The 2,810-nt window shown below is 66.4% G+C and carries 2 protein-coding genes and 1 pseudogene; 1 reads left to right on the top strand and 2 read right to left on the bottom strand.

Features of this window, described 5'->3' with window-relative positions; all coding sequences use genetic code 11:
* Window positions 1–288: pseudogene (locus ACR65J_RS20965) on the top strand (HNH endonuclease signature motif containing protein); the annotation flags it as partial.
* Window positions 289–352: 64 nt separating this feature from the next.
* Here the strand turns inward: ACR65J_RS20965 and nboR are convergent.
* Both nboR and ACR65J_RS20955 read right to left on the bottom strand, forming a co-directional pair.
* Window positions 353–1,057: a nicotine blue oxidoreductase gene (gene nboR, locus ACR65J_RS20960; protein WP_440172720.1), complete on the bottom strand. Its 705-nt coding sequence runs from the start codon at window positions 1,055–1,057 to the stop codon at window positions 353–355.
* Window positions 1,058–1,136: 79 nt separating this feature from the next.
* A partial coding sequence (locus ACR65J_RS20955; RefSeq protein ID WP_440172718.1) for a transketolase-like TK C-terminal-containing protein occupies window positions 1,137–2,810 on the bottom strand: 1,674 nt, incomplete at its 5' end.

Raw genomic sequence — 2,810 nt, 5'->3', positions numbered from 1 at the left:
ATCCTCGCCTGGGCCAACGGCGGCACCACAGGGATCAGCAACCTGGGACAGCCCTGCCCGAAACATCACAAACTTCGGCACAGCACCGGCTGGAAACCCACCCCTGCCACGAAGAATGAACCACCGGGCTGGACCTCACCCTCCGGCCGCCACTACCCGAGCGAACACCAGGACTGGGAACCACCGCGATGGCCCAGGGGACTGCCTTCGGGCGGTGTCGACGTCGTTCACCACAGCGGGTCGCCCTGGGAAGAGGCCCTTGAGCGGTTCCTGCGCGCCCACGCCTGACCGTCTTCGCGTGCTGCTGAAGGTGGCCTTCTGGTGGTGGTCGGGTGCCAGTGGAACTCGGCTGCTACTGGAGAAGGCCCAGCTGGTCCGGCGTATCCACATCTTCCCCGGTGGACTGATCGCTGCAGTCCACTTCATCCACCAGGTTCGGGTGTGAGCGCAGGAAGCCGCGCGCCCCGGCGTCGCCCGTCACCGTTGCGCATACGGCCTCCCGCAGGGAGGCGTCGATGAACAGGGGGTGCCCGCGGCGAAGCTGCCCCGATTGCCCGCGGTTGTCTCCGTGGCCGGCGTTGTCTTTGCGGCCGTGATGGTCCGGCAGCCCGCCCTCGGCGAATGCGCGGCGGTAAGCGGCGGCGGTGATCCGGCCCGTCCGGTGCCGGGCCAGCAACCGTGCCACCGTTTCACGGGTCAGTCCGGGCTGGTCCACAAGCGCTATCAAAAGGTGGCTTCCGGGATCCGCGGCTTGGTTTCCGAGGATGAACGAGCTGCCCATGCCCGTCTGCCACTCCGGGTTTTTCACTACCCGGAAGCGGTCGAGGCTGGCAACTGACTGAACTTCAGATGCTCCTGCCCCCAGGACCACCACCACTTCCCGGCAGCCGCCGTCGAGCAGTGTGTTGGCGACGGACTCCACCAGCGGTCGGCCCCGGTAGGGCAGCAGCGCCTTTGGTCCCAGTCCCAGGCGGGTGCCCGCTCCGGCCGCAAGGACGACGCCAGTCACCCCGCGGCCAGTCGGGCCTACGGGTCCGGGCGCGTCCGTCTTCTTCATAGCTGCACCCTAGCCAATGCCAAAGCGGTCGGGGCAGCCTCCCCCCGGAAACTGCCCCGACTCCTGCCGGCAGTGGTTCTCAGGCGTCCCCACCCGCGCCACCGGTGGTGCCGGCGTTCACGTCCAGGAGCTTGTAGCGGTCCATGGCGTATGACGGTGCGCCCTCCTCCACTTCGCCCCTCGCTGCGAGCATCTGCAGCGCTTTCACCACGATGGAGTGGGTGTCGTTCTTGAAGTAGCGGCGGGCTGCTGCGCGGGTGTCGGAGAAGCCGAAGCCGTCGGCGCCGAGGGTGGCGAATTCGTTGGGGACGAATTGCCGGATCTGGTCCGGGACGGCTTTCATGTAGTCGGAGACGGCGACGATGGGGCCGGTGGCGCCTTCGAGTTGCTGGGTGACGAACGGGACGCGGGCGGGCTGGCCGGGGTTGAGGAAGGCTTCCTCTTCGGCGGCGAGGCCGTCGCGGCGCAGTTCGTTCCAGGAGGTCACGGACCAGACGTCGGCGGAGACGTTCCAGTCATCGGCCAGCACGCGCTGGGCTTCGATGGCCCAAGGCACGGAGACGCCGGAGGCGAGGATCTGTGCCTTCGGTCCTTCTATACTCGACGCCGACACCCGGTAGATGCCGCCCAGCACACCCTGCACGTCGAGGTTCTCGGGTTCTGCGGGCTGGATGATGGGTTCGTTGTACACGGTGAGGTAGTACATGACGTTCTTATCGCCGTTGTGTCCTTCGGACCCGTCCCCGTACATGCGTTCCAGGCCTGAGCGGACGATGTGTCCGATTTCGTAGCCGTAGGCGGGGTCGTAGGTGAGGACGGCCGGGTTGGTGGAGGCCAGCAGGGGTGAGTGTCCGTCGGCGTGCTGGAGGCCCTCGCCGGTGAGGGTGGTCCGTCCTGCGGTGGCGCCGATGATGAACCCGCGGGTCATCTGGTCCCCGGCGGCCCAGAACGCGTCGCCGGTGCGCTGGAAGCCGAACATGGAGTAGAACACGTAGACCGGGACCAGGGGGACGCCGTGGGTGGCGTAGGAGGTTCCGGCGGCGGTGAATGCTGCCACGGCGCCGGCTTCGTTGATGCCCGGGTGGATCAGCTGCCCGGCGGGGGATTCCTTGTAGGCCAGGACCAGGTCCCGGTCCACGGACAGATAGTTCTGCCCTGCCGGGCTATAGATCTTCGCGGTCGGGAAGAATGCATCCATGCCGAAGGTGCGTGACTCGTCCGGCACGATGGGAACGATCCGGTTCCCGAACTTTTTGTCACGGAGCAAGTCCTTGAGCAGGCGCACAAATGACATGGTGGTGGCCGCCATCTGCTTTCCCGAGCCGCGCTTGGCCACCTCGTAGGATTTGGCGTCCGGAAGATCAACAGCCCCGGGTCCGCCGCGGCGCTCGGGAACAAAACCGCCCAGCACGCTCCGCCGTTCGAGGAGGTAGGCGATTTCGGGCGCATCGAGGCCCGGGTGGAAATAGGGCGGGCGGTAGGGGTCAGCGTCCAGCTGTTCATCCGAAATGGGAATGCGCAGGTAATCCCTGAAGTCCTTGAGATCCTCAACCGTCAGTTTCTTCATCTGATGCGTGGCATTCCGCCCCTCAAACCTTGGTCCGAGGCCGTAGCCCTTGACGGTGTGGGCGAGGATGACGGTGGGTTTGCCCTTGAACTCGGTGGCGGCCTTGTACGCGGCGTAGACCTTGCGGTAGTCGTGGCCGCCGCGCTTGAGGTTCCAGATCTGGTCATCGGTGAGGTCCGCGACGAG

The organism is Arthrobacter sp. SAFR-044, assembly GCF_059414985.1.
This window is presented reverse-complemented; position numbering and strand designations above follow the sequence as displayed.